Source organism: Nocardioides eburneiflavus, assembly GCF_004785795.1.
Lineage (GTDB): Bacteria > Actinomycetota > Actinomycetes > Propionibacteriales > Nocardioidaceae > Nocardioides > Nocardioides eburneiflavus.
In genome coordinates this window covers 2774356-2798614 of sequence record NZ_SRRO01000001.1, presented here as the reverse complement: position 1 = coordinate 2798614, position 24259 = coordinate 2774356, and the positions used below count along the sequence as shown (strand labels likewise).

General features: G+C 71.4%; 24 protein-coding genes and 1 pseudogene. 8 read left to right on the top strand and 17 right to left on the bottom strand.

What is annotated here, in order from left to right; genetic code table 11:
- Positions 1-77: 77 nt before the first annotated feature.
- Complete coding sequence (gene istB, locus EXE59_RS13140; RefSeq protein WP_135839305.1) at positions 78-887, bottom strand: IS21-like element helper ATPase IstB; 810 nt, start codon at positions 885-887, stop codon at positions 78-80.
- A pseudogene (gene istA / locus EXE59_RS13135) lies at positions 887-2162 on the bottom strand (IS21 family transposase). Before istA ends, istB begins: the two are co-directional and overlap by 1 nt.
- Positions 2163-2630: 468 nt before the next feature.
- Here istA and EXE59_RS13130 point away from each other — a divergent pair.
- A complete protein-coding gene (locus EXE59_RS13130) occupies positions 2631-4721 on the top strand; it encodes a prolyl oligopeptidase family serine peptidase (protein ID WP_135839304.1) in 2091 nt (696 codons plus the stop codon).
- Positions 4722-4754: 33 nt separating this feature from the next.
- Complete coding sequence (locus tag EXE59_RS13125; RefSeq protein ID WP_135839303.1) at positions 4755-5240, top strand: hypothetical protein; 486 nt, start codon at positions 4755-4757, stop codon at positions 5238-5240.
- A gap of 129 nt (positions 5241-5369) precedes the next feature.
- Here EXE59_RS13125 and EXE59_RS13120 read toward each other — a convergent pair whose 3' ends face one another.
- From EXE59_RS13120 to paaK, 5 genes are all read right to left on the bottom strand, one after another.
- Complete coding sequence (locus tag EXE59_RS13120; protein ID WP_135839302.1) at positions 5370-6614, bottom strand: HNH endonuclease signature motif containing protein; 1245 nt, start codon at positions 6612-6614, stop codon at positions 5370-5372.
- Positions 6615-6856: 242 nt separating this feature from the next.
- Complete coding sequence (locus EXE59_RS13115) at positions 6857-7432, bottom strand: hypothetical protein (protein ID WP_135839301.1); 576 nt, start codon at positions 7430-7432, stop codon at positions 6857-6859.
- A gap of 2 nt (positions 7433-7434) precedes the next feature.
- A complete protein-coding gene (locus tag EXE59_RS13110) occupies positions 7435-7905 on the bottom strand; it encodes a DUF5709 domain-containing protein (RefSeq protein WP_135839300.1) in 471 nt (156 codons plus the stop codon).
- A 52-nt stretch (positions 7906-7957) separates the two neighbouring features.
- Positions 7958-10072 (bottom strand): DEAD/DEAH box helicase, encoded by a 2115-nt coding sequence (locus tag EXE59_RS13105; protein WP_135839299.1) that lies wholly within the window; start codon positions 10070-10072, stop codon positions 7958-7960.
- Between the two features lie 210 nt (positions 10073-10282).
- Positions 10283-11590 carry a phenylacetate--CoA ligase PaaK gene (gene paaK / locus EXE59_RS13100; RefSeq protein WP_135839298.1) on the bottom strand — a complete coding sequence of 436 codons (1308 nt, stop codon included), beginning with the start codon at positions 11588-11590 and terminating at the stop codon, positions 10283-10285.
- 45 nt (positions 11591-11635) lie between these two features.
- Between paaK and EXE59_RS13095 the strand changes: the two genes are divergently transcribed.
- On the top strand, positions 11636-12229 hold the full coding sequence (locus EXE59_RS13095) for a TetR/AcrR family transcriptional regulator (RefSeq protein WP_135839297.1): 594 nt from the start codon (positions 11636-11638) through the stop codon (positions 12227-12229).
- 36 nt (positions 12230-12265) lie between these two features.
- On the opposite strand, the gene EXE59_RS13090 is transcribed toward EXE59_RS13095, so the two are convergent.
- The 7 genes from EXE59_RS13090 to paaA form a co-directional block, all read right to left on the bottom strand.
- Positions 12266-13183: an AMIN-like domain-containing (lipo)protein gene (locus EXE59_RS13090; RefSeq protein WP_135839296.1), complete on the bottom strand. Its 918-nt coding sequence runs from the start codon at positions 13181-13183 to the stop codon at positions 12266-12268.
- Between the two features lie 71 nt (positions 13184-13254).
- Positions 13255-13671: a hydroxyphenylacetyl-CoA thioesterase PaaI gene (paaI, locus tag EXE59_RS13085; protein ID WP_135839295.1), complete on the bottom strand. Its 417-nt coding sequence runs from the start codon at positions 13669-13671 to the stop codon at positions 13255-13257.
- Positions 13664-14719, bottom strand: coding sequence for a 1,2-phenylacetyl-CoA epoxidase subunit PaaE (paaE, locus tag EXE59_RS13080; protein WP_135839294.1), 1056 nt, complete (start codon positions 14717-14719; stop codon positions 13664-13666). Before paaE ends, paaI begins: the two co-directional genes overlap by 8 nt.
- Positions 14720-15235: a 1,2-phenylacetyl-CoA epoxidase subunit PaaD gene (gene paaD / locus EXE59_RS13075; RefSeq protein WP_210428987.1), complete on the bottom strand. Its 516-nt coding sequence runs from the start codon at positions 15233-15235 to the stop codon at positions 14720-14722.
- A 3-nt stretch (positions 15236-15238) separates the two neighbouring features.
- On the bottom strand, positions 15239-16174 hold the full coding sequence (paaC, locus tag EXE59_RS13070) for a 1,2-phenylacetyl-CoA epoxidase subunit PaaC (RefSeq protein WP_135839293.1): 936 nt from the start codon (positions 16172-16174) through the stop codon (positions 15239-15241).
- A gap of 10 nt (positions 16175-16184) precedes the next feature.
- Positions 16185-16547, bottom strand: a complete 363-nt coding sequence (gene paaB / locus EXE59_RS13065; RefSeq protein WP_135839292.1) for a 1,2-phenylacetyl-CoA epoxidase subunit PaaB — start codon at positions 16545-16547, stop codon at positions 16185-16187.
- On the bottom strand, positions 16544-17551 hold the full coding sequence (gene paaA / locus EXE59_RS13060) for a 1,2-phenylacetyl-CoA epoxidase subunit PaaA (protein WP_135839291.1): 1008 nt from the start codon (positions 17549-17551) through the stop codon (positions 16544-16546). The genes paaB and paaA overlap by 4 nt, the downstream gene beginning before the upstream one ends.
- Before the next feature lie 104 nt (positions 17552-17655).
- Between paaA and paaZ the strand changes: the two genes are divergently transcribed.
- The 3 genes from paaZ (at position 17656) to EXE59_RS13045 (ending at position 20418) form a co-directional block, all read left to right on the top strand.
- On the top strand, positions 17656-19686 hold the full coding sequence (paaZ, locus tag EXE59_RS13055; protein ID WP_135839290.1) for a phenylacetic acid degradation bifunctional protein PaaZ: 2031 nt from the start codon (positions 17656-17658) through the stop codon (positions 19684-19686).
- Between the two features lie 184 nt (positions 19687-19870).
- Positions 19871-20170, top strand: a complete 300-nt coding sequence (locus EXE59_RS13050; RefSeq protein ID WP_135839289.1) for a hypothetical protein — start codon at positions 19871-19873, stop codon at positions 20168-20170.
- Between the two features lie 29 nt (positions 20171-20199).
- Positions 20200-20418: a hypothetical protein gene (locus EXE59_RS13045; protein ID WP_135839288.1), complete on the top strand. Its 219-nt coding sequence runs from the start codon at positions 20200-20202 to the stop codon at positions 20416-20418.
- Between the two features lie 7 nt (positions 20419-20425).
- On the opposite strand, the gene EXE59_RS13040 is transcribed toward EXE59_RS13045, so the two are convergent.
- Positions 20426-21085, bottom strand: a complete 660-nt coding sequence (locus EXE59_RS13040; RefSeq protein WP_135839287.1) for an SDR family oxidoreductase — start codon at positions 21083-21085, stop codon at positions 20426-20428.
- An 18-nt stretch (positions 21086-21103) separates the two neighbouring features.
- On the bottom strand, positions 21104-21325 hold the full coding sequence (locus tag EXE59_RS13035; RefSeq protein ID WP_135839286.1) for a hypothetical protein: 222 nt from the start codon (positions 21323-21325) through the stop codon (positions 21104-21106).
- 73 nt (positions 21326-21398) lie between these two features.
- Between EXE59_RS13035 and EXE59_RS13030 the strand changes: the two genes are divergently transcribed.
- Both EXE59_RS13030 and EXE59_RS13025 read left to right on the top strand, forming a co-directional pair.
- Positions 21399-22385 (top strand): TIGR03557 family F420-dependent LLM class oxidoreductase, encoded by a 987-nt coding sequence (locus tag EXE59_RS13030; RefSeq protein ID WP_135839285.1) that lies wholly within the window; start codon positions 21399-21401, stop codon positions 22383-22385.
- A 90-nt stretch (positions 22386-22475) separates the two neighbouring features.
- Entirely contained in the window at positions 22476-23138 is a 663-nt protein-coding gene (locus EXE59_RS13025; RefSeq protein ID WP_135839284.1) for a DUF305 domain-containing protein, read from the top strand.
- Here the strand turns inward: EXE59_RS13025 and EXE59_RS13020 are convergent.
- Complete coding sequence (locus EXE59_RS13020) at positions 23104-24126, bottom strand: LLM class flavin-dependent oxidoreductase (protein ID WP_135839283.1); 1023 nt, start codon at positions 24124-24126, stop codon at positions 23104-23106. The two genes, EXE59_RS13025 and EXE59_RS13020, sit on opposite strands and share 35 nt — an antisense overlap.
- Positions 24127-24259 lie beyond the last annotated feature (133 nt).

Genomic DNA, 24259 nt, shown 5'->3' with positions numbered 1-24259 from the left:
CCTCCGAACGCCTCGCTCATGTCAACGGCGGCTGAAAACTGACCCCCGCGCGGCAAGTGAAAACCGACCCCCTGGTTCTAGTTCTCTTCGTTGACGGCCGCGGGGACGCGGCCGAGCTCTCGGTTCTTCAGCCGGTAGGAGTCGCCCTTCAGGGCGATGACCTCGGCGTGGTGGACGAGCCGGTCGATCATCGCGGCAGCGACGGTGTCGTCGCCGAAGACCTCGCCCCAGCGGGCGAAGTTCTTGTTGCTGGTGACGATCAGGCTGGCGCGTTCGTAGCGCGATGAGACGAGCTGGAAGAACAGGTTGGCTGCCTCGGGCTCGAACGGGATGTAGCCGACCTCGTCGATGACCAGCACCGGATAGCGGACCAGTCGGCGGAGCTCGTCTTGCAGCCTGCCGGCGTGGTGGGCGTCGGCAAGCCGGTCGACCCACTGGGACGCGGTGGCGAACTGGACGCGGTGCCCGGCCTGACAGGCCCGGATCGCCAGCCCGGTGGCCAGGTGGGTCTTCCCGGTGCCGGGCGGGCCGAGGAGCACGACGTTCTCCTTGCCGGCGACGAAGTCCAGGGTGCCCAGGTGCGCGATGGTCTCCCGCTTCAGGCCACGGGCGTGGTCGTAGTCGAAGTCCTCCAACGACTTGCGTGCCGGGAACCGGGCGGCCCGGATCCGGCCCTCGCCACCGTGGGACTCGCGCGCTGACACCTCGCGCTGCAGGCACGCTGCCAGGAACTCCTCATGGGTCCAGGACTCCTCGCGGGCACGCTCAGCCAGCCGGGCGACCGATTCGCGCAGCGTGGGTGCCTTCAATGCTCGGGTCAGGAACTCCAACTCGCTGGTGACATCACGACCCGTCTTCGATGCCGTCTTCGTGGCACGGGTGGCCATCACGACACCTCCTCATCCACGAGCTCGTCGTCCGGTTCGTCGACCAGGCCGAGGACTCGGTCGTAGGTGGTCAGCGACCGGATCTCGACCTCCTCACCGGTCACAACGTCGGCGACCGGCCGCAGCAGGTCCGCTCGACCGTGACGCAGCTGCTTGGCCGCGACGGTGTGCTCGAAGTCGGTGATGGTCTGGTGCTGTGCCCACACCCGGACGTGGTCGGCGACGACCGCGCCCTCGCAGGTCACCCAGACCCGGTCGAGGTCGGCGTGGACCTCAATCCGCCGTCCGACCACAGCCGGGTGGACCGAGTAGTCGTTCGAGTCGACGCGGACGTAGTGGTCGCGCGGCAGCCGCACGCTCTTGCGCCAGCCGACCTCGGGCGCGACCGGCGGCAACGGCATCATCGCGGCCTTGTCCGCTGCGATCCGGTCCGCCGGCGAGCAGCCCAGCACCCGCATCCGACGTGTGTTGGCCCTGGCCACCCACTTGCCCAGCTGGGTGTTGAAGTCCTCGGGTGAGGTGAATGTCCGCCCGGGCAGGAAGGACCGCTCGAGGTAGTCGTGGAACCGTTCCAGCATCCCCTTTGCCTCAGGGTCAGCCGGCTTGCAGATGTACACGCTGGCACCGAGCACGCCGCGAAATGCCTGACACTCGGCAGTCAGCTCGGGTCGTCGGGCGCGCCAACGCCCGACCGCGCCCTCGCCGTCCCACACCAGCGTGCGCGGCACCGCGCCGAGCTGTTGGATCAGATGCCACCAACCCGCGAAGAGGTCCTCAGACTCTCGACGAGGGATCAGCACCGCACCCGTCCACCGGGAGTAGCCCGAGCACATCGTCATCACCGGCAGCCGTTTCGCCGTCCTGGTCTGGCCGTAGCCGACCGGGAGCTCGATGTCGGGGAACCAGAAGTCGAACTGCGCCAGCTCGCCTGCCTCATAGGTCGTGCGCGACGCCGGGTCCGGTGGCAGGTACACCGGCCGCAGCTCGCTCACCCGGGTACGCAGGGTCCGGATCGGAGTGCTCCCAGCCGATCCGCTCAGCGACAACCGTGGCCGGCATCGTCGGCGTGACCCGCAACAACTCGCGGATCCGCGGCTCCACCTCGTCGACCAACGACCCTCGCGCGGGCCGCTCGTAGCGCGGCGGACCCTCATCACGCAGCGCCTTGCGCACCGTGTTCTTCGAGATCCCCATCGACCTGGCGATCACCTTGATCGGCACTCCCTCCGCACGGTGCAACCGGCGGATCTCAGCCCAGTCCTCCACTGACAACACTCCGTATCCCCCTGCCTCGAGGTTCAAGGACAGGGTCTCGGAGGGGGTCAGTTCTCAGTTGCCGTCCGGGGGTCAGTTTTCACGTGCCGTCGACAGCTCATCGCGTGTGAATGAGTGAGCGCTGTGGCACCGGCCCGGGCCCGACCCGCACGGAACCAGATCCGTACGCCCACCGGGGCGCCGATGGGCGGCTGTGTGTTGCGGTGACGGGTAGCGCTGGCATCAGCAGATCCCATGCCAAGGACTCCGGACTCGCGTGGCCTCCGGCTGCGCTGGAGCGGGCATCATCGATGGTCGGTATCTACTCCCTGCACCTCCATCCACCCGGGCCCGCGCTGGTAGTCATGAGCCGATGCGCGCGTACGTCACGTGCTCGTCATGGAGGTTCTGCCAGGACGGTGACCGCACCGGTGAACCCGATGCAACTCCGTCAGCCGGCTCGTCCGGACGGTGCCCAAGGGAGGACGCATGAGCCGGACGCAGTCATTGCCTGCAATTGATACTCCGCGCGAGCCGGTGCCGACGACCTTCCACGGCGAGGACGTGACCGAGGACTACCGGTGGTTGGAGGAGAGTTCCGACCGCACCAAGGAGTGGACCGCGGCCCAGGATGAGCGTGCTCGCGCCTACGTGAACTCCTTGGAGTCTCACGAGCACATTCGCAAGCGGGTCGAGGAGGTCCTCAAGGTCGATTCGACGTCGTACGCGCGGCTCTCACGGGGGCAGTCGACGTACTTCGCTCTCAAGACCCAGCCGCCCCTCCAGCAACCGCTGCTGGTCGCGCTGGCCGCCCTCGACGACCTGGCTGGTGAGCGGGTCGTGGTCGATCCGAACGCACTCGACGAGACGGGCGCAACGACCATCGACTGGTACGTCCCCTCGCCGGACGGTGCGTTGGCCGCGGTGTCGCTCTCCTCGCACGGCACCGAGGACGGCACGCTCCACGTCTACGACACGACCACCGGCGAACTGGCCGACACAGTGATCCCTGGCGTGAACAGCGGCACCGCCGGTGGGTCGCTCGCATGGCGGCACGACGGGCAGGGGTACTGGTACACCCGCCATCCCCGGCCCGGCACCGTGGCGGACGAGGACCTGGGGTTCGACCAGGACGTGTGGTTCCACCGACTCGGAAGCAGGCCTGAGGAGGACGGCCGCGAGCTGTCCGGGGTCTTTGCGGACAACCGGATCACCGAGAACTTCCTGTCGGCCTCTGCCGATGGGCAGTGGGTGATGGACCATGCGCAGAAGGGGGATGGCGGCGAGTGGCAGGTCTTCGTCCGTCCTCAAGGCGATGGGTCCGACTGGCGACTGGTTGCCGATATAGCGGACAAGTGCATCCGTGCCGCGTTCGGAGGCAGCTCGTTGTTCGTGCTGTCGGTGAGGGACGAGCCACACGGACAGGTGCTGCGCCTGGACCTGGATGCGGACGTCACCGTCGCCGACGCGCGACTGGTGGTGCCCTCGGGCCCGGTCACGATCGAGGAGATCGCCGCTACCGACGCACGCCTGTGGGTGGCCGACATCGACGGCGGCCCCTCGGCGATCAGGTGCTTCGACCACGACGGGCATCCTCTGCCCGAAGTTCCGCTGCCCGAGACCTGTGCGGTGGATTGGCTGATCGATCTCGGGCGTGACGAGGCGGCCTGGGCGGTGGAGACGTTCGTCTCACCGCGGCAATGGTGGGTGCAGGACGACGACGACCCTGAACCCCGTCGGACTGCCCTCGACACCGTCACTCCCGTGGAGTTCACCGACATCGAGGTCGAGCGCGTGTTCGCGACGTCCAAGGACGGCACCCGGGTGCCCATCAACGTGCTGGCCAGGATGGGCACCCCGATGGACGGCTCGGCGCCCACCGTCCTCTATGGATACGGCGGCTACGCGATCTCCCTCAAGCCGTGGTTCGACCCATCCTGGCTGCCGTGGCTGGAACAAGGGGGCGTCCTGGCGGTGGCGAACATCCGAGGCGGCGGCGAGTACGGCCAGGAGTGGCATCACGCCGGCCGGCTCGCGAACAAGCAGAACTGCTTCGACGACTTCATCGCCTGCGCAGACCATCTCGTCGAGACGAAGGTGACGAGCCGCGACCGGCTCGGCCTGGTGGGCGGCTCCAACGGCGGTCTGCTCGTGGGGGCGGTGCTGACGCAGCGCCCCGACCTCGCCACCGCAGTCGTCTGTGCGGTGCCGGTCCTGGACTCCCTGCGGAGCGAGCTCACCCCGAACGGCGCGTTCAACGTCACCGAGTTCGGCACCGTACTGGACCCGGAGATGTTCAAGGCGCTGCGCGCGTACTCGCCCTACCACAACGTCCACGACGGCACGCCCTACCCAGCCGTGCTGTTCACCGCCGGCGAGTTCGACCCTCGGGTCGAGGCACACCATGCCAAGAAGATGACTGCCCGGCTCCAGGCCGCGACGTCGTCGGACCAGCCGGTCCTGCTGCGGATGGAGTCCGGCGGTCACGGCATCGGTCGGTCGCTGGACGAGATGGTCGGCGAAGTCACCGACTACCTCGCCTTCCTGTTCGACCGCCTGGGTGCTCACTACCGAGCGTGACGCGCGGCCGTCATCGCATCAGGCCCCTGGCCCATGGTGCAGGAGGCATTCGCGGCGGATTCAAACGGCTGCGCGGCAGGCTTCCGGAGCCTGGCGGCCGTCTGGACGTCATCCAGCACCTTGCCGGGCGCCAAGTTCGCCTACCAGTTCGGCGACGCGGGTCGCCGGTTGCGATGGTGCACCTGCGCACGGGCGAGCCGGTCGGCCTCGACGACGTCGCTGCGCGGGCTCTCACTCGTGGCCTCCCCACAGGAGTTCGTGATCGGGTTCGTGGGTGGCATCCAGGCGCTTGCTGCGTCGTACGCGCCGGGTGCCGGCACAACCAGCCGTCCGGTCTCATCACCGGGCGCCATCACCGAGCAGCAGCCCCACAATGCACTGAGCCAAGAGGATGTTCTCGCCCGCCAGCATGTCATGGGGAGTGTGCAACGCAGGGGGCGCGTGCCCGACGACGGTCAGGTTGGCCGCGATGCTTCCGCCAGCTCCTGCTGCTCGTCTCGGGACGACTCGCGGCTGTAGGCATAGCCCTTTTGCGGCGGTTCGGGGCAGGCAGAAGCGCCCCGCCTGCTCAAGCCCGCCCACTCGCAAGACTCCACCGGCGCTCACGGCAGCTTTCGATCCGGCCCCCGCACGAATCCACTCGCCGGCCTACGTCCGCCGAGCGAACGTCACCTTGTTGTCGGCGTGGATCGTCATCGCGTAGTGCGAGTCGTGAGCCAGGCGGTGGTGGCGGGGACAGAGCAGCCTGCCGTTGGCGACGTCGGTGAGTCCGCCGCGGGACCAGGGGTCGTCGTGGTGGGCGTGGCAGCCGGAGGCCGAGGTCTCGCAGCCGCGGGCGGTGCAGCCGCCATCACGCAGGCCGAGAGCGATGCGCTGGGCCTTCGTGAACAGCCGACGCAGGCGCCCCATGTCGAGCGGCTGGGAGCCGGTGCCGAGCACGACGGGGATGATCCCGGCCTCGCACGCGAGCCGTCGCGCTTGCCCGGCGGACATGCGCGAGCCGTCGTCGAGCAGCGCCGTGGCGTGCTCGGCCAGCAGCTCGGCGAGGGTCATGGTCACCACCACGGTGGCATTGACGCCGGCGGTCTGCGGCATGGCCTCGGTCGGGTAGCGCTCGACATGCTCGACGAACGCCTCCCCCAGCCGGCGACGCAGGGGCTTGAGCTCGCCGGACTCGTCGCGGAGCTCGGCCTCGGTGTGGCGGGCCGGGTTGGCGAGCGCGAGGAGGTGGCGCCGGAACATCTTGCCGATGTGGGACGGCACCACGAAGCTGCCGCGGCAGCGCCCCTCGCCGTCGTCGCTCATGGTCAGCTCGACACCGGCGGCGGCGCGGCTCTCCTCCGCCTCGAGCACCGCCGCCTCGTGGGACTCCCCCACCTCCGGGGCGACCACGTCGAGGATCCGCTTGCCGATCTGCTTGAGGTCGCGGGCGTCGTGCCTGTCGGCCAGGCCGACCAGCACCGTCTCGGCCGCCTGGCGCGTCTGCGCGTCGACGTGCGACGGGAGCGCGTCGACCGCCTCGGCGATCACCCGCGCCTGCTCCGTACGCAACCCACCCGACGTCAGCGCTGTCGCGACCCACGGATGCTGCTCGAGGGCTCGCCCGAGGGCCAGGTCGCGGCGCGCCTCGCGGTGCGTGGTCCTCGTCTCCCGTGCCAGCCACGCCGCCGCGTCGCGCAGCCCCTGCGCGTCGGCCACGTCACCCGCGGTCGCCAGCACCCGCGCGGTGAGCGCGTCGAACTGGGAGCGTACGGACGAGAGCGCCGTCAGGGCCGCCTGCTTGTCGCCCACCGACATGAACCCTGGCTCGACCGACGCCACGTCCTTGAGGGCAGCGTCCAGCACCGCGGCACACGCCACGATCGGGTGGGGCTGAGCCTGGTGGTGGTGCACTGGGCCATCTCCTCGAGCACGTCACGGACACCCACCCTGTTCCGGGGTGGTGCGGTGAGACGTGCCGGCCCATTCGCCACGGTCGCCATCCGAGAGCCGCACCAACGGCATCCCGCCAGCACCAGGACGGGTTCTATGGATGACTGTCCCGACCCCGGGATCCTCGTCGCCTCAGACGGGATCCGTTCCGGACCGGCGTGCTACGCACCATCGTACACCTGTTCGGATACACTCGCAACCCCCTAGGTGCCCAGCGTGCGGAGCAACCGGCGGAACGCGTCCTCGACGAGCAGCTCGCGCGTCTCCAGCGCAGCACGGACGACGTGCACCGGTGCCGGCTCGAGCCCGCACGCGTACGCCCAGTCCCGGCACGCCTCCGCGGCGGCGTCACCGGTCAGTCCGAGCGCGCGTACCTGCTCGGTGTAGGCAGCCGCCATGCGCTCCCACTCGGCGTCCTGCTCGGCCGCGACCTCCTCGGGGAGGGGGTTGCCAGCCTCGTCGAAGGGCGCCCACGGCAGCACGAAGTGGCTCACGAACCCGTCGAGGTGCAGCCAGAACCGCTCGACGTCGTGGCCGGGGGTCCCGACGTGGACGTAGGCACCGTCGCTGTCGAGAATCGAGGCGCAGAGGAACCCGCCGGGAACCTCCGCCACCAGGCGGTCGACGAACGCCTCGAACGGCTCCCACTCCGGGCCCAGCCGCTCTGGCACCCGCCACACGTGCAGGCCCTGCGTCCAGCCACCCGGCTCCTGCTCGGCCTCGGGGAAGGCTGGGCCCGGTGCCGCGGGCGAGGCGACCAGGTGTCCGAAGAACCCCACGGCTACAGCTCGTCGGCCTCCGGCGGCTCGGGCTCCCGGGTGATGTGCATGGCTGCCTCCTCGGCGGAGGCGCCGGCGCCGTCGATGCCGACGTCGAGCGCGACCTCCTGCTTGTCGACGTCCTCGCCGAGCCCGGCGTCGGGGGCGACGAGCCGGCCGGCGCGCGCGTCGGCCTCGTCGAGGCCGAGCTGCTCGTCGAGGGCGTTCTCGTCCTCGCGGTCGTCGTCGGCGTCGTCCTCGGCGTAGGGGTCGATGTCGGGCTCCTGCTCGGCGAGCTTCTCGTCGAGGGACTCCCCCTGGCGGCGCTCGGCCTCGGTCGGGTAGTCGTCGTAGCCCTTCGGCGCCCGGTCCGGCGGGGAGTAGCCCCGGTCCAGGACGTCCTCGAGGTCACCGTCGTCCAGCGTGTCACCCGGCTGGAGCTGGTCCTCGTCGTCGATCGACATGTCGCCGTAGGTCTCGCGGTCCTCACTCATGCTTCAAGGCGTACCGGACGCAGAGGAGCGGGACAAGGGCCGAACGGGTGTCTCAGCCGAGCTCGCGCTCCAGCGCGTCGGTGAGCAGCGCGACCAGGGCCTCGGTCTGGATGTTGGCCGAGGACGAGACCTCCTCGTCGGAGCCGTCGAGCGCCCGGGCGGCGAGGCCGGCCTTGGAGTCGATCAGCTCGGCGATCCGGGTGTCGATCGTCTGCGCGGCGATGATGCGCCACGCGGTGACCGGGTCGCTCTGGCCGATGCGGTGCACGCGGTCGATCGCCTGCGTCTGCTCGGCGTCGGTCCACGAGAGCTCGGACAGCACGACGTTGGAGGCGACCTGGAGGTTGACCCCGACGCCGGCCGCGGCCAGCGAGCAGACGATGACCTGCACGTCGGGGTCGTTGACGAAGGCCTCGATGGCCCGCTCGCGCGCCTTGGGCGTCTGGTCGCCGCGGATCGAGGTGTGCTTGAGCCCGCGGCGGGTGAAGGTGTCCTCGGCGATGTCCATGACGTCGACGTGGCGGGCGAAGAAGACCACCTTGCCGACGTTGCGGGCCAGCTGCGCGGCGTAGTCGGCGGCGAGGCCGGCCTTGGCGCGGCCGATGCGGCGGAACATCGAGAAGACGTTCTCCCCGCCGGTGCCGGAGTCCATCTCCTCGCGCTCCCACGTCGCGACCCGGCGCACGAGCTCGTGGTCGATGCCGTCGACGACGGAGCCCGTACGACGCGTCTCGAGCGCGGCCTTGTAGCGCTCGACGAGCCGCCGGGCGAGGTCCTCCTCGGCCGCGCGGATCGAGCGGGCGTCCTCGTCGTCGAGCTCCACCGGGATGTCGGCGATGCGGCGGGCGGGGATGTCCTCGGCGACGTCGACCTTGCGGCGCCGCACGATGCCCATGTCGATGACGGCCTTGCGGGCGGCGGGGTAGAAGGAGTGGTCGGCCGGCGTCAGGTCGGTCTCCTCCAGGGACTCCATCAGCCGTGCGAGGGGCTTGGTGTCGTCGATCCAGCCGAGGAACTGCCAGATCGCGCGGAAGTCCTCGATGTCGTTGATCAGCGGCGTGCCGGTCAACGCCATCAGCAGCGGCCGCGCGGCGCGCGTGCGCAGCTTCTCCGACAGCTCGAGCACGTGGCGCGAGCGCTGGGAGGTCTTGTTCTTGATGAAGTGCGCCTCGTCGACGACCATGCCGCGGAAGCCGAACGTGCCGAGCCAGCCCACGTGGCGGTCGAGGATCTCGTAGTTGACGATGATGACGTCGGCGAAGGCGTCGACGTCGCCGCCGTCGCCGTGGATCACGGTCGCCCGGCGACGCGGCGTCCAGCGCTCGGTCTCGCGGGCCCAGTTGGTCTTGACGACGTTGGGGCACACGACCAGCAGCGGGTAGGCGTTGGCCGCCTGTGCGGCGAGCAGTGCCTGGGCGGTCTTGCCGAGGCCGGGCTCGTCGGCGAGGAGGAAGGTGCGGTGCCCCTCGGCGGCCGCGGCGATCATCCGCGCCTGGTGCGGCATCAGCTCGAGCTTGCCGGGCGCGTGGAGCGACGTGGCCTCGGGCAGCTCCATGCACGACGAGGAGCCGCCGAGCTCGAAGGAGCGGAACAGCGGGCCGAGCAGCTCCCAGGTGCTCAACCGGCCGTGCACCGAGCGGCGCTCGCGGCCGATCTCGAAGTCGGGCACGAGGAACGGGTTGGCGAGCTGGTGCTGCACGACCGACTGCGGGATGACGCGGCGCTCGCCGAGGCCGGGACCGGCCTCGTCGTCGGGCTTGGGCTCCTCGGGGGCGACCTCCACACCGGCCTTGCGGAGCATCTCCAGGCGCAGCTCGCGGGCGCTGTCGGTGACGACGGACTCCTCCGACAGCAGGGTGAAGAGCGAGGGGTCGCGGGTGGCGGTCTTGGCGAGGATCGTCGCGATCCCGTCGAGACGCTTGAGCTCGTCGGCCTTCTGCGCGTCGGTGAGCTCGGCGGAGGCACGTACGTCGCCACGGTGCTCACGCACCAGGAGCGCCACGACCTGGAAGCGGACCCGCTGGCCGGGGGCGAGCGGGCCGCGCTGCACGGCGGACTCGAGCTCGCGCACCGCGCGCGCCAGGACGGGGACGATGCCCTCGTTGTCCTTGTGGCGGGCGTGGGCAGGGGTGCGGCGTCCGCCGCGTTGACGCTGGCGCTGGGCCAAGGGGTCCTCCCGGACTGGGCCTGACTGGGTACGCGTCGTGGAACAGGCGAGCCTGCGTAGGGCTCTGCCTGCACGCCACGGCGTGAGGTGTGGAGCGGGCGTCAGGTGCGCGGTGGCCGGCGGACCTGGGGTGATCACAGCGGCACGGCGTCTGGAACGCTGCGTCCACTGTAGCCCGCGACCGGCCGATCGCGGTAAATACCCGTCCGGTCAGCGTGCCGGGCGGTGGTCCACGATCCGGCGCATCTTGCCCACGGATCGCTCGATCGAGGCGACGTCGACGACCTCCACCCCGACCGTGACCCCGATGGACGCCTTGATCCTGCGGACCAGCTCCGCCTGCGCCGCGGCCGCCTCGGCGTCGGTCGTGGCGTCGCGCCGCTCGACGCGGACGGTGAGCGAGTCGAGGTGGCCGATGCGGTCGAGGTGGCACTGGAAGTGCGGCGACAGGGCCGGGATGCCGAGGACGATCTCCTCGATCTGGGTCGGGAACAGGTTCACCCCGCGCAGGATGATCATGTCGTCGGTGCGGCCGGTGATCTTCTCCATCCGACGCATGCTGCGCGCGGTGCCCGGCAGGAGCCGGGTGAGGTCGCGGGTGCGGTAGCGGATGACCGGCATCGCCTGCTTGGTGAGCGTGGTGAGGACCAGCTCGCCCTCCTCGCCGTCGGGCAGGACCTCGCCGGTGACGGGATCGATGACCTCGGGGTAGAAGTGGTCCTCCCACACGTGGAGGCCGTCCTTGGTCTCGACGCACTCGCTCGCCACGCCGGGACCGATCACCTCGGACAGCCCGTAGATGTCGACCGCGTGCATGTCGGTGCGGTCCTCCATCTCGCGGCGCATGTCGTTGGTCCACGGCTCGGCTCCGAAGATGCCGACCTTGAGCGAGGTGGACCGCGGGTCGACGCCCTGCGCCTCGAGCTCGTCGATGATCGAGAGCATGTAGGACGGCGTCACCATGATGATGTCGGGCTCGAAGTCGCGGATCAGCTGCACCTGCCGCTGCGTCATCCCCCCGGAGACGGGCACGACGGTGCAGCCGAGCCGCTCCGCACCGGCGTGCGCGCCGAGCCCGCCGGTGAAGAGCCCGTAGCCGTACGCGTTGTGGAGCACCATCCCGGGCCGCCCGCCGGCCGCGCGGATCGAGCGCGCCACGACGTCGGCCCACATGTCGAGGTCGTCGCGGGTGTAGCCGACTACGGTCGGCTTGCCGGTGGTGCCGCTCGACGCGTGGAGGCGTACGACCTCCTCGCGGGGCACCGCGAACATCCCGAACGGGTAGTGGTCGCGCAGCGTCGCCTTCGTGGTGAACGGCAGCCGCGCGAGGTCCTCGAGAGTGGCGATGTCGTCGGGACCGACGCCGGCCTCGTCGAAGGCGCGGCGGTAGTGCGCGACGTGGCCGTAGGCGTGCCGCACCGACCACCTGAGCCGCTCGAGCTGGAGCGCACGCAGCTGCTCGACCGGTGCGGTCTCGATCGGGTCCAGGTCGCCGGGCCGGGGAGCGAGGTCGTGCACGGTGGGGTCCTCCGGATCGTGGGCGGGTCGTGAGAACGTTCATCCATGTCAGAGCGCGTACGTCGGGGCCGGCCGGGCCACGACCAGGAGAGCGTGCTGCGGGTCGCGATCGACCTCTTCAACCGGCAAGGCTACGACGCCACCAGCATGGGCGACCTCGCCCGCGAGCTGGGCCTGACCAAGTCGGCGATCTACCACCACGTGCCCAGCAAGGAGCGCCTCCTCGAGCTGGCACTCGACGAGGCGCTCGGGGAGCTCACGGCCGCGCTCGAGACGGTGCGTGCCGACTCGTCCTGCTCCCCCGAGCAGCGGCTGCGCGCGGCGGTGCGCAGCAGCGTGGTCGTGCTCGCCGAGCACCTCCCGGCCGTGACCCTGCTGCTGCGGGTGCGCGGCAACACCCCGGCCGAGCAGAAGGCCCTGGCCCGCCGCCGCGACATCGACCACCGGCTGGCCGAGATGGTGCGCGAGGCCGCCGACGCCGGCGCCATCCGCGACGACGTCGACCCCCTGCTCGCCAGTCGCCTCCTCTTCGGCACCGTGAACTCGATGACCGAGTGGCTGCGCGCCGACAGCGATGCGGAGGCGCTCGCCGACGCGGTCACGACGCTGGCCTTCGACGGACTCGTGCGCCACCGCTGAGTCGACGTGTCTGGGTCGACACCCCGGTCGACCGGTTCAGGGCTCGAGGCACCCGGGGGTGGAGTCGCCCGGCCCGTCGGGATCGAGCGTGCTGCCCGACGCGTCGCGCAGCACCACCCGGTCGACGGTCGGGAACTGCTTCAGGGTCGGCAGCACCTCGCCGGCGACCGTCACCGTCGAGCCGCGGCTGCTGCAGCGGCCCGTGAGCCGCAGGTCCGCGACACCGCCCGAGACGGTGAGGTCGTCGTAGCCCCTCGCACCGGAGCGCAGCAGGCGCAGGCCGCGTGCCCGCTCGCCCGGCAGCGGCCCGGCGAAGAGGCGGTCCATCACCCCGGTCGCGGGTGAGCCCGGGCGTACGAGCCTCCGGACCGGGACGAAGAACGGCTCGCGGTTGTCGACGAAGCGGTCGCGGTGGAAGAACCACACCTTCCGCTCGACGGTCGGGAAGCGCGCACCCACCTCGACCACCACGCGGGGTGGAGCCTGCAGGGTCGTCACGCGCACGCGGGTCCGCTTCGCCAGGCCGAGACCGTACGTCGTGACCGCCTCGAAGTCGCCGGCGCGCACGGCGGTCATGACGTTGGGCAGGCGGAACGCGACGCGCCGCGGCGCTGCGGTCGGCGAGCCGTCGTCGGTGTGGGCCTGGGCGGGTTCGAAGCGCACGCGGAGGAGGGCCTGGCCGGCGACGCGTACGCGGCGGCCCGAGCCGTCGGCGAAGAGGCGGTCGACGTAGTCGACCTGGCGCTGGGCGGGCAGGCCGCCGCGGAACTCGAACACGACCCGGTCGACACCGTCCCGGTGTGCGGCGCGCACCGCGACCAGCACGGGTGTCGGAGGCGGCGCGGAGGCGAGCGGCGGATGGGCGGCCCCGCCGCTCGGTGACGCGACCAGCGCCGGGAGCAGCAGGACCAGCACGAGCGACAGCAACGACGACAGCTTCATCGGGATCCTCACGACCCCACCTCCCGACCGGACGGAGCACCTTGTCACGACGCTAGGGGCTCGGACGCGCCCGGGGTAGGGACCTATGGCCCGGGATCCACCCGGCCAAGCGAGCGGCTGCGGCCGCGGAACTCGGCGACGACCTCGCCGGTGTCCGGGTCGTCGGCGCGGACCGTGACGTCGTAGAGCCCGGACCGCCCGCGCAGGGAGACCTCGCGGGCGTCGGCGTACAGCGTCTGGCCGAGGCGGCCCGGGACCAGGAGGTCGATGGTGAAGCCCGCCGCGACGGTGACCGGGCCGTGCGAGTTGCAGGCCAGCGCGAAGGCCGAGTCGGCGAGGCTGGCGATCAGGCCGCCGTGGCACAGGTCGTGGCCGTTGACCATGTCGGGGCGGACGACCATCGACACCCGCGCGCGGCCCGGGCCGACCTCGACGAGCTCCATGCCGAGCATCGCGCTGGCGGCGTCAGCGGCCCACATCGCCCGCGCCTGCTCAGGCATCGAAGTCGACCGTGACCGCGTCGCTCACCGGGAAGGTCTGGCAGGTCAGCACGAACTGCTGCTCGACCTCGGCGGGCTCGAGGGCGTAGTTGCGGACCATCTCGACCTCGCCGTCGACGACCTTCGCGCGGCAGGTGCCGCAGACGCCGCCCTTGCAGGCGAAGGGCAGGTCGCTCCGCACGGTCTGGGCGGAGTCGAGGATCGTGGCGTCGCGCGACATCGGCGTGGTGGCCGTACGCCCGTCGAGGACGACGGTCACGTCACTGGTCACGCCCTCGACGACCCGGTCGGCGTGCCTCAGCAGCGGCGGCGGCTCGTCGACGAAGAACAGCTCGAAGTGGACCTTCTCCGCGGGCACGCCGAGCTCGGCGAGCACCGCGCGCGCGTCCTCGACCAGGCCGAGGGGTCCGCAGAGCCACACGTGGTCGACGTCTGCCAGCGGCACCTTGATCGGCAGCAGCCGCCGCAACCGGTCGGCGTCGAGGCGACCGGAGAAGAGCTCGACGTCGCGGGGCTCGCGCGAGAGCACGTGGACGAGGTCGAAGCGCGGGCCGTGCAGGTCCTTGAGGTCGCTGAGCTCCTCGGCGAACATCACCGACGTGGTCTCGCGGTTGCCGTAGAGCATCGTGACGGTGCTGGCGGGGTTGGCGAGCACGGACGCGACGATCGACATCATCGGCGTGATGCCGGAGCCCGCCGCGATGCAGAGGTGGCGACCGCCCGCAGCCGGGTCGGCGCGGAGGTTGCCGGTGGGCTCGGCGACCTCCACCGTCTCCCCCGGCGCGACCCCGCTGATGAGCCAGGAGGAGAACATCCCGCCGGGGATCTCGCGCACGCCGATGCGCGGCGCCGCGCCCGCGGGGGCGCAGATGGAGTAGGTGCGGCGGTGCTCGACGCCGTCGACGACGCGGCGCAGCGTCAGCGACTCCCCCGGCGCGAACTCGAAGAGCTCGCGCAGGTCGTCGGGCACCTCGAAGGTCACCGCGGCCGAGTCGTCGGTGAGCGGCTCGACCGCCCGCACCGTCAGCGGGTGGAACGTCGTGGCCACTCAGATCTCCTTGACGTGGTCGAACGGCTCGAGGCAGGAGGTGCAGCGGTACTGCGCCTTGCAGGCGGTCGAGCCGAACTCCGAGACCAGCTCGGTCGCGGGCGAGTCGCACTGCGGGCATCGCACCTGGCGAGCCGTGGGGAGCAGCGTGAGCGGGATCGGGCCGTCGCTGGACGGTGCCGGACCGGGCGGCGAGATGCCGGCGGCGGCGAGGGCGGCGCGCCCCTCGGGCGTGATCCAGTCGGTGGTCCACGCCGGTTCGAGGCACACCCGGACCTCGACGCGGTCGAAGCCTGCGCCGTGGAGCTCGCGGACCAGGTCGTCGCGCATCGCGGCCATCGCCGGACAGCCGGAGTAGGTCGGGGTGATGTCGACGACCACGTGGTCGTCGGTGACCACGTCGACGTCGCGCAGCACGCCGAGGTCGGCGAGGGTGAGCATCGGGAGCTCGGGGTCGGTGACGGACTCGGCGGCGCGCCTGGCGCGCTGCGTCGACGTACGGCTCAACAACCTCATCTCCTACCACTGACCTCTCGGGTGGGCGCGCGCCACGGACTGCATCTCGGCGAGCAGCCGGCCGAGCGGCTCGCCGTGCATGCCGTCGCGACCCGTACGGCCCAGCACACCGGCGCGACGAGAGACCTCGGGGCGGGGCACGTCGGCGGCGGCGAGCACCTGGTCGAGCACGCCCTCGGCGGCCTCGCGGACCGCGGCGGGGTCGACCCCGACGCCCGCCTCGGCGGCCGCCGCCTCGACCTCGTGGGTGTCGAACAGCTCGGGCCACAGCGGCCACAGCCCGTCGAGGGCGGCGAGCAGCCGGCGGCGCGACTCGTCGGTCCCCCGGGCGAGCGTGACGAACCAGCGCGCCGAGTAGTCGCGGTGGTAGGCGAGCTCCTTGACACCCTTGGCCGCGACGGCGGCGAGGACGTGGTCGCGGCTCGAGCGCAGCCGCTCGAAGGTCGCGAGCCGCCACACGGAGAAGAGCAGCACCCGCACGGTCGCCTCGGCGAAGTCGCCGTTGACGACCTCGGCGAACCGCACGTTGCGGAACTCGTGCGCCTCGCGGAAGAAGGCGAGCGCGTCCTCCGGCGGGGCGGGCGAGTCCTCGGGGAGGGCCGGCACCACCGACTCGTCGGCCTTGGCCGCCCGGGCGAGCAGGAGCCGCGCCTGGCCCAGCAGGTCGAGCGCGATGTTGGACAGCGCGATGTCGTCCTCGAGGTCCGGCGCGTTGCTGGTCCACTCCGAGATCCGGTGCGACATCACCAGGGCGTCGTCGCCGAGCATCAGGGCGTACGCCGCGAGCGTGGGCGCGTCGACGCCGTCGGGGATCGTCGTGTCGACGCCCGCCAGCGGGTCCTCGAAGTCGGTGCCGAACGCCCAGTGGGCGTCGTTGACGAGCAGGCCGCTGTAGGCGCTGTCGTGCTCGTCCTCCGCAGTCGTGTGCACGTGGTCCATGAGCCCTCCCCTACATGTGGGGGACGTTGTCGGGGATGTCGTAGAAGGTCGGGTGGCGGTAGACCTTGTCGCCGCTCGGCGCGAACATCGGGTCCTTCTCGTCGGGGCTCGACGCGGTGATCGCGTCGGCGCGGACCACCCAGATGCTCACGCCCTCGTTGCGACGGGTGTAGACGTCGCGGGCGTGCAGCAGCGCCATCCGGTCGTCGGCAGCGTGCAGCGAGCCGACGTGCACGTGGTTGAGCCCACGCTTGCCGCGGACGAAGACCTCGTAGAGCGGCCACTCGGGTTCGGCGGCCGGGACGTCGACTCCCGTGGGCACGCCCTCCAGCGGCACCGCCCCGTGCCCGCCCTCGGCTGAGAGGTTGCTCATCGCTCCGTCCCTCCGGTGGTCGAGTGCCCCGCGAGGGACGAGCGGGGTGTGTCGAGACCCTGCTTCGCGGCGTACGCCGTGGCGGCGGCCCTGACCCAGGCACCCTCCTCGTGGGCGCGGCGGCGGTGGGCCATCCGCTGGGCGTTGCAGGGGCCGTTGCCCTTGACGCCCTCCATGAACTCCTCCCAGTCGGGCTGGCCGAAGTCGTGGTGGCCACGCTCCTCGTTCCACCTGAGCTCGGGGTCGGGCAGCGTCACGCCGAGCGCCTCGGCCTGGGGAACGGACATGTCGACGAACTTCTGGCGCAGCTCGTCGTTGGTGTTGCGCTTGATCCCCCACGCCATCGACTGGGCGGTGTTGGGCGAGTCGGCGTCGGGCGGGCCGAACATCATCAGCGCCGGCCACCAGAACCGGTCGACCGACTCCTGCACCATGGCGCGCTGCTCGTCGGTGCCCCGCATCATCGTGGCCAGCAGCTCGAAGCCCTGTCGCTGGTGGAAGGACTCCTCCTTGCACACCCGGATCATGGCGCGGCCGTAGGGCCCGAACGAGGTCCGGCACAGCGGCACCTGGTTGCAGATCGCGGCACCGTCGACCAGCCAGCCGATGGTGCCGACGTCGGCGTACGACAGGGTCGGGTAGTTGAAGATCGAGGAGTACTTCTGCCGCCCGGCGAGCAGCAGCTCGGTGAGCTCGAGCCGGGAGACGCCGAGGGTCTCGGCCGCGGAGTAGAGGTACAGCCCATGGCCGGCCTCGTCCTGCACCTTGGCGAGCAGGATCGCCTTGCGACGCAGGCTCGGCGCACGGGTGATCCAGTTGCCCTCGGGCTGCATGCCGATGATCTCGCTGTGGGCGTGCTGCGCGATCTGGCGCACGAGGGTCTTGCGGTAGCCCTCCGGCATCCAGTCGCGCGGCTCGATCCGGTCGTTGCGCGCGATCGTCGCCTCGAAGTGGCGCTCCAGCTCGGCCTCGGACGCTCCGGGCGCGGTCTCGGTGAGGGTCATCCGTCCTCCGCTGCGTGGGTCATCGACCACATTTACTGACCGATCGGTCTGGTATTAGTGTGTCACCAGTCACCCTGCCACGCAAACCACCCGAAGGGGACCCCGTGACCCGTCTGCTCGAGAGCTATGCCGCCGGCCGCTGGTACGCCGCCTCCACCGAGGGCCACCCGCTGCTCGACGCGGCCACAGGCGAGGAGGTGGCGCGGATCTCCAGCGCCGGCCTCGACCTCGGCGCGATGGCCCACCACGCCCGTACGGTCGGCGGGCCCGCGATCCGCGAGCTGACCTTCCACGAGCGGGCGCTGCTGCTCAAGGAGCTCGCCACGCACCTCACCGGGCTCAAGGAGGAGTTCTACGAGCTGTCCCTGGCCACCGGCGCGACGCGGCGCGACTCGATGATCGACATCGACGGCGGCTTCGGCACGGTCTTCAGCTATTCGTCCAAGGGCCGCCGCGAGCTGCCCAACGCGCACGTCGCGTGCGACGGCGACCTCGAGCAGCTCGGCCGCACGGGGATCTTCCTCGGCCAGCACGTCTACACCTCGCGGCCCGGCGTCGCCGTCCAGATCAACGCCTTCAACTTCCCGGTCTGGGGGATGCTCGAGAAGCTCGCGCCGGCCTTCATCGCCGGCCTGCCCTCGATCGTGAAGCCGGCCAGCCAGACGGCCTACCTCACCGAGCTCGTGGTGCGCCGCATCATCGAGTCCGGCATCCTCCCCGAGGGCGCGCTCCAGCTGCTCTCCGGCTCGGCGGGCGACCTGCTCGACCACCTCGGCGTGCAGGACTCGGTGGCGTTCACCGGCTCGGCGCACACTGCCGGGATCCTGCGCCAGCACCCGTCGGTGCTGCACGGCGGCGTGGCGCTCCAGGTCGAGGCCGACTCGCTCAACTGCTCGGTCCTCGGCCCCGACGTGGCCGCCGGCGACCCGGAGTGGGACCTCTTCGTCAAGGGCGTGGTCACTGAGATGACCGCCAAGGCGGGCCAGAAGTGCACCGCCATCCGCCGCGTCATCGTGCCGTCGGCCGTCGCCGACGAGGTCACCGACGCGATCGCCGCGAAGCTCGCCTCGATCACCGTCGGCAACCCCGGCGACGAGTCGGTACGCATGGGCCCGCTCGCCTCGCTCGGCCAGCGCGACGAGGTCCGCAAGGCCGTCGAGGCGTTGCGCTCCTCCTGCGACGTGGTCCTCGACGAGGGCGAGGTCGCCGGCGACGCCGAGCGCGGCGCCTTCATGTCGCCGGTGCTGCTCCGCGCCCGCGCCGGGGCGGTCGAGCCGCACGACGTGGAGCCCTTCGGTCCGGTGTCCACCGTGATGACGTACGACTCCCTCGACGAGGCGGTCGCGCTGGCCGCGCGCGGCAAGGGGTCGCTCGCCGGCTCGGTCGTCACCCACGACCCCGAGGTCGCCCGCACCGTCGTGCTCGGCCTGGCGCCGTGGCACGGCCGCATCCTGGTGCTCGACCGTGACGACGCCCCCGAGTCGACCGGTCACGGCTCGCCCCTGCCGATGCTGGTGCACGGCGGTCCGGGCCGCGCGGGCGGCGGCGAGGAGCTCGGCGGCGTACGCGGGGTGCTGCACCACATGCAGCGCTCGGCGATCCAGGCCTCCCCCGACATGCTCACCGCGATCACCGGTCGCTGGACGCGGGGGTCGCGGCGCACGCTCACGCCGGAGCACCCGTTCCGCCACTCGCTGGCGACGCTGCGGGTCGGCGACACGATCGAGTCCGAGCCGCGGGTGATCTCGCTCGAGGACATCGACCACTTCGCCGACTTCACCGGCGACACGTTCTACGCCCACACCGACCCGGAGGCCGCCGCGCAGAACCCGCTCTTCGGCGGGATCGTGGCCCACGGCTACCTCATCGTGTCGATGGCCGCCGGCCTCTTCGTCGACCCCGCACCGGGCCCGGTGCTCGCCAACTTCGGCGTCGACAACCTGCGCTTCCTCACCCCCGTCAAGGCCGGCGACTCGATCCGCGTGATGCTCACCGTCAAGCAGATCACCCCGCGCTCGTCCGCCGACTACGGCGAGGTGCGCTGGGACGCGCTGGTCACCAACGCCGACGACGAGGCGGTCGCGACGTACGACGTGCTGACGCTGGTGGCCAAGGAGGACGGCGGGCGGGCCTGAACGCTAGCGTCCACCCCCTGCCCCGGGAGCGGTGAGCCAGCCACATTCCACGTTCACGGGATGTGGCTGGGCCACCGCCCGCCGGCGTGTCGTACGGCGCCGCGCCGACGGGCGGTGTCCAGACCACTGTCGGGGTCCACGGAATGTCGCTGACCCACCGCTCGTGCGGCGCTAGCGTCGGAGCATGAGCCGGTCAGCGCAGCGTGTCGTCGGGACCGTCGTCCTGGTCGTCCTCGGCATGCTCAGCCTGCCGGCGTCGGCGTACGTCCTCGACGACCCGGGCACCGAGAACTGGATCGTGCCGGTGCAGCTGTTCGTCATGGTCGTCCTCGGCGCCGCCGTGACGATCGGGCTCCCGGGCATGGCGCGCGAGGGCGCGAGCACCGGCCGTCGCGCCCTCACCGGGGCGTGGTGGGGCCTCCTGGCGGCGTTCGTCGGCGTGGTCGTCTTCTGGTTCCTGCTCAACGGGCTCCGCGGCGCGTGAGCACGGACCCCGGTGGGTACGGTGCGGCCATGGCACAGAAGAAGTCCTGGGGCGACATGACGCCCACGCAGAAGAAGATCGTCGCCGTGGCCGGGATCGTGGAGATCGCCGTCACGGCGTGGTGCGCCAAGGACCTGAAGCAGCGCCCCGCCGAGCTGGTCCGCGGGCCCAAGCTGCTGTGGGGACCGGCGCTGTCGGTGCAGCCGTTCGGGCCGATCGCCTACCTCGTCTGGGGCCGCAAGCGCTGACGCCCCGTCACTGGCCGCGGTAGGGCACCTCGCTGGTCCACCCGTCCTCGTCGCGGGCGACCGCGGCCCAGATGGCCTCGGCCACCCGGTCCGGCGTGAACGCCCCCTCGCGCGACAGCGCGCCCCGGACGGTGACCGAGACCGCCCGGATGCCGTCGGGCGCCAGCGTCTTGTCGAGGCTGTGCACGAGGTTGCGCACGCCCGCCTTCTGCACGCCAAGCGACGCCGCGCCCTCCCACGGCTCGTCAGCCGCCATGCTGCCCGTGACGCTCACCCGCCCGCCGGAGGACATGAAGGGACGGGCCGCCTGCACGACGGTCAGCAGGGCACCCACCCCGAGGGCGACGTCCTCCAGCAGCTCCTCGACGGTGAGGGCGAGCGGGTCCTTCTCGCGGAAGGCGCTGGGGTTGAAGTGCAGCACGTCGATGCGGCCGGTGTGCTCGCCGAAGCGGCGTACGGCGTCGCGCGCGGCCTGCGCGTCGGTGACGTCGGCGACCGCGTGGCCGACGGTGGCGCCCCGAGCCTCGAGGTCGGGCACGAGGTCGTCGAGGACCTCCTGGTCCTGGCCGAGCAACCCGACGTCGTAGCCCTCGTCGGCGAAGCGACGCGCCACCGATCCACTGACACCCGGTCCGGCTCCGACGACGACGATGACTGGCTTGCTCATGCGGACTGTTCTACCGCGTCAGGGCTTGTGCGGGTGCTCGCCCGTCGGGTCGTCGGGGACCGCGTTGGGGCCTTGGGCGCCCTCGTCGACCTCGCCGGGGTGCGGGTCGGGCTGACCGGCGACGGAGTCGCCCGAGCTGATCTCCTCGCCGAACTCGGAGGCGGTCTCGGAGACCTGGCCCTCGTTGCCGTCCTGGTCGGTCTGCTCGGTGTTGGGGTCGCTGCCCTTGGTGTCATCCATGTCCATGTCCACCACCCAACCACTGGTCCGAAGGGATGGGCTCACCTGCGCGGGTGCTGGCTACGGTCGAGGAATGACCCGCTTCGGATACACCCTGATGACCGAGCAGAGCGGCCCGCGGGAGCTCGTGAAGTACGCCGTCGCCGCCGAGCAGGCCGGCTTCGACTTCGAGGTGATGAGCGACCACTACTCCCCCTGGCTGACCGAGCAGGGGCACGCGCCGTACGCGTGGGCGACCCTCGGCGCCATCGCGCAGGCGACCGAGCGCGTGGGCCTGATGACCTACGTGACGTGCCCGACGCTGCGCTACCACCCCGCCGTGGTGGCGCAGAAGGCCGCGACCCTCCAGATCCTCGCGGAGGGCCGCTTCACCCTGGGTCTGGGCAGCGGCGAGAACCTCAACGAGCACGTCGTCGGCGAGGGCTGGCCGGCGATCGCCGAGCGGCAGGACATGCTGGCCGAGGCCATCGAGGTGATCCGCGCCCTCCACACCGGCGAGCTCGTCGACCACCGCGGCGACTTCTACCAGGTCGAATCGGCCCGCATCTGGGACGTCCCCGCGCAGGGGGTCGACCTCGGCGTCGCGGTCGCCGGCGACCGCGCGATCGCGCGTTTCGCGCCGCTCGCCGACCACCTGGTCGCCGTCGAGCCGAAGGCGGAGATCGTCGAGTCGTGGAACTCCGTCGAGGGCGCACCCCGCATCGGGAAGGACGCCCGTGCGATCGGCCAGATCCCGATCTGCTGGGACCCCGACGCGGACGTCGCCGTCGCCCGCGCTCACGAGCAGTTCCGCTGGTTCGGCGGCGGCTGGTCGGTCAACGCCGACCTGCCGACCCCGGCCGGCTTCGCAGGCGCCACGACGTACGTCCGGCCGGAGGACGTGGCGGACTCGATCCCGTGCGGCCCCGACCTGGACAAGGTCCTCGACGCGGTCTCCGCCTACTGGGAGGCCGGGTTCACCGACGTCGCGCTCGTGCAGGTCGGCGACGAGGGCCAGGACCGGTTCCTCGCCGAGGCGGCCGGTCCGCTGCTGGACAAGCTGCGCGCGGCCGCTCCGTGACCGGGGCCTTTCGCCCCGCGAGCGGGGGCCCCTCGGCCCTGTCACCCCGCCCCCGCCTCGCGCAGGCTGGGAGGCGAGGAGCTGGGGGCGATGAGACGACGAGCTGCAGCAGGCCTGGCGGTGGTCGCCCTCGCGCTCGGCAGCGCCACGACCGCCGTCGCCATGACCGGTCAGGACGACGGCTCGTGGTGGCCCGGCCAGCACATGACGCGCCAGCACATGAGCCGCGCGGGGGCGATGGGACCGGCCGGCCACATGTCGCACGCGTGGGTGGACAGCGAGCACGCGTTCCTCGCCGAGATGATCGCCCACCACGAGGAGGCGATCGACGCGGCCGGCGAGCTGGCCCGCTCGGAGCGCCCCGAGATGCGCGCCTTCGGCGCCAGGATCGTCGAGAGCCAGTCCGCCCAGGTCGAGCAGATGCAGGCGTGGCTCGACGAGTGGTACGCCGACCGCTCGCACGAGGTCGACTACGAACCGATGATGCGCGACCTCGCCGGACTCTCCGGCGACGAGCTCGACGAGGCCTTCCTGTCCGACATGATCGGCCACCACATGGGGGCGGTGATGATGTCGCAGCAGCTGATCGTCCGCGACCTCGCCGACCACCCGGCCGTGGAGCGGCTGGCGGTCGACATCCGCGACGAGCAGGCCCGCGAGATCACGATGATGCGACAGTGGTTGGGCGACTGGTTCGACGCCGGGTGGGGGATGCCCTTCAGCGCCAGCCGAGGTCCGGTGCCACGTCGGTGAGCACCGACTCCAGGATGTGGGCGTTGTAGTCCACTCCCAGCTGGTTGGGCACTGTCAGCAGCAGGGTGTCGGCGGCCGCGACGGCCTCGTCGTCGGCCAGCTCCTTGACCAGCACATCCGGCTCGGCGGCGTACGTCTTGCCGAAGACCGCGCGCAGGTTGGCCTCGATCTGCCCGAACTGGTCCGAGCTCGAGCCCTCGTGGCCGAAGTAGGCCCGGTCCATGTCGGTGGTGATCGGCATGATCGACCGGCTGACCGACACGCGCGGCTCGCCCTCGTGGCCGGCCTCCATCCACGCCTCCCGGTAGACCTCGATCTGCTTGCGCTGCTGGACGTGGAACGGCTCGCCCGTCTCGTCGGCCTTCAGCGTCGAGCTCATCAGGTGCATGCCCTTCTCGGCCGCCCAGCGTGCCGTGGCGTCGGAGGCGGCGCCCCACCAGATGCGCTCGCGCAGGCCGGGCGAGTGCGGCTCGATGCGGAGCAGTCCGGGCGGGTTGGGGAACATCGGGCGCGGGTTGGGCTGGGCGAACCCCTCGCCCTCGAGCACCTGGAGCAGCACCTCGGTGTGCCGCCGGGCCATGTCGGCCTGGTCCTCGCCCTCCGCCGGGGCGTACCCGAAGTAGCGCCACCCCTCGATGACCTGCTCCGGTGATCCCCGGCTGATGCCGAGCTGGAGCCGGCCGCCGGAGATGAGGTCGGCGGAGCCGGCGTCCTCGGCCATGTACAGCGGGTTCTCGTAGCGCATGTCGATCACACCGGTGCCGATCTCGATCCGGCTGGTGCGCGCGCCGACGGCGGCGAGCAGCGGGAACGGCGAGGCGAGCTGGCGGGCGAAGTGGTGCACCCGGAAGTACGCCCCGTCGGCGCCGAGCTCCTCCGCCGCGACCGCGAGGTCGATCGACTGGAGCAGGGTGTCCGACGCCGAGCGCACCTGGGAGTGCGGCGAGTCGGTCCAGTGGCCGAAGTTCAGGAACCCGATCTTCTTCATGACTGGTTCAACGCTCAACCACTCGGGTTGTTCCCGGGGCCCGACCCCGAGGTAGTCCACCGGGAAACGGTCGCCCACGGCCTCGGTTCACCACCACATCCCGGTGAACTACCACTTGACGGGTCGGCGCTTG

Bases quoted from the DNA above. Each gene is read 5' to 3' on its own strand.
- istB (WP_135839305.1), bottom strand. From the start codon at position 887: ATGGCCACCCGTGCCACGAAGACGGCATCGAAGACGGGTCGTGATGTC.
- EXE59_RS13130 (WP_135839304.1), top strand. From the start codon at position 2,631: ATGAGCCGGACGCAGTCATTGCCTGCAATTGATACTCCGCGCGAGCCG.
- EXE59_RS13125 (WP_135839303.1), top strand. From the start codon at position 4,755: ATGGTGCAGGAGGCATTCGCGGCGGATTCAAACGGCTGCGCGGCAGGC.
- EXE59_RS13110 (WP_135839300.1), bottom strand. From the start codon at position 7,905: ATGAGTGAGGACCGCGAGACCTACGGCGACATGTCGATCGACGACGAG.
- EXE59_RS13095 (WP_135839297.1), top strand. From the start codon at position 11,636: ATGTCAGAGCGCGTACGTCGGGGCCGGCCGGGCCACGACCAGGAGAGC.
- paaI (WP_135839295.1), bottom strand. From the start codon at position 13,671: ATGCCTGAGCAGGCGCGGGCGATGTGGGCCGCTGACGCCGCCAGCGCG.
- paaD (WP_210428987.1), bottom strand. From the start codon at position 15,235: ATGAGGTTGTTGAGCCGTACGTCGACGCAGCGCGCCAGGCGCGCCGCC.
- paaC (WP_135839293.1), bottom strand. From the start codon at position 16,174: ATGGACCACGTGCACACGACTGCGGAGGACGAGCACGACAGCGCCTAC.
- paaB (WP_135839292.1), bottom strand. From the start codon at position 16,547: ATGAGCAACCTCTCAGCCGAGGGCGGGCACGGGGCGGTGCCGCTGGAG.
- paaA (WP_135839291.1), bottom strand. From the start codon at position 17,551: ATGACCCTCACCGAGACCGCGCCCGGAGCGTCCGAGGCCGAGCTGGAG.
- EXE59_RS13050 (WP_135839289.1), top strand. From the start codon at position 19,871: ATGAGCCGGTCAGCGCAGCGTGTCGTCGGGACCGTCGTCCTGGTCGTC.
- EXE59_RS13045 (WP_135839288.1), top strand. From the start codon at position 20,200: ATGGCACAGAAGAAGTCCTGGGGCGACATGACGCCCACGCAGAAGAAG.
- EXE59_RS13040 (WP_135839287.1), bottom strand. From the start codon at position 21,085: ATGAGCAAGCCAGTCATCGTCGTCGTCGGAGCCGGACCGGGTGTCAGT.
- EXE59_RS13035 (WP_135839286.1), bottom strand. From the start codon at position 21,325: ATGGATGACACCAAGGGCAGCGACCCCAACACCGAGCAGACCGACCAG.
- EXE59_RS13030 (WP_135839285.1), top strand. From the start codon at position 21,399: ATGACCCGCTTCGGATACACCCTGATGACCGAGCAGAGCGGCCCGCGG.
- EXE59_RS13025 (WP_135839284.1), top strand. From the start codon at position 22,476: ATGAGACGACGAGCTGCAGCAGGCCTGGCGGTGGTCGCCCTCGCGCTC.
- EXE59_RS13020 (WP_135839283.1), bottom strand. From the start codon at position 24,126: ATGAAGAAGATCGGGTTCCTGAACTTCGGCCACTGGACCGACTCGCCG.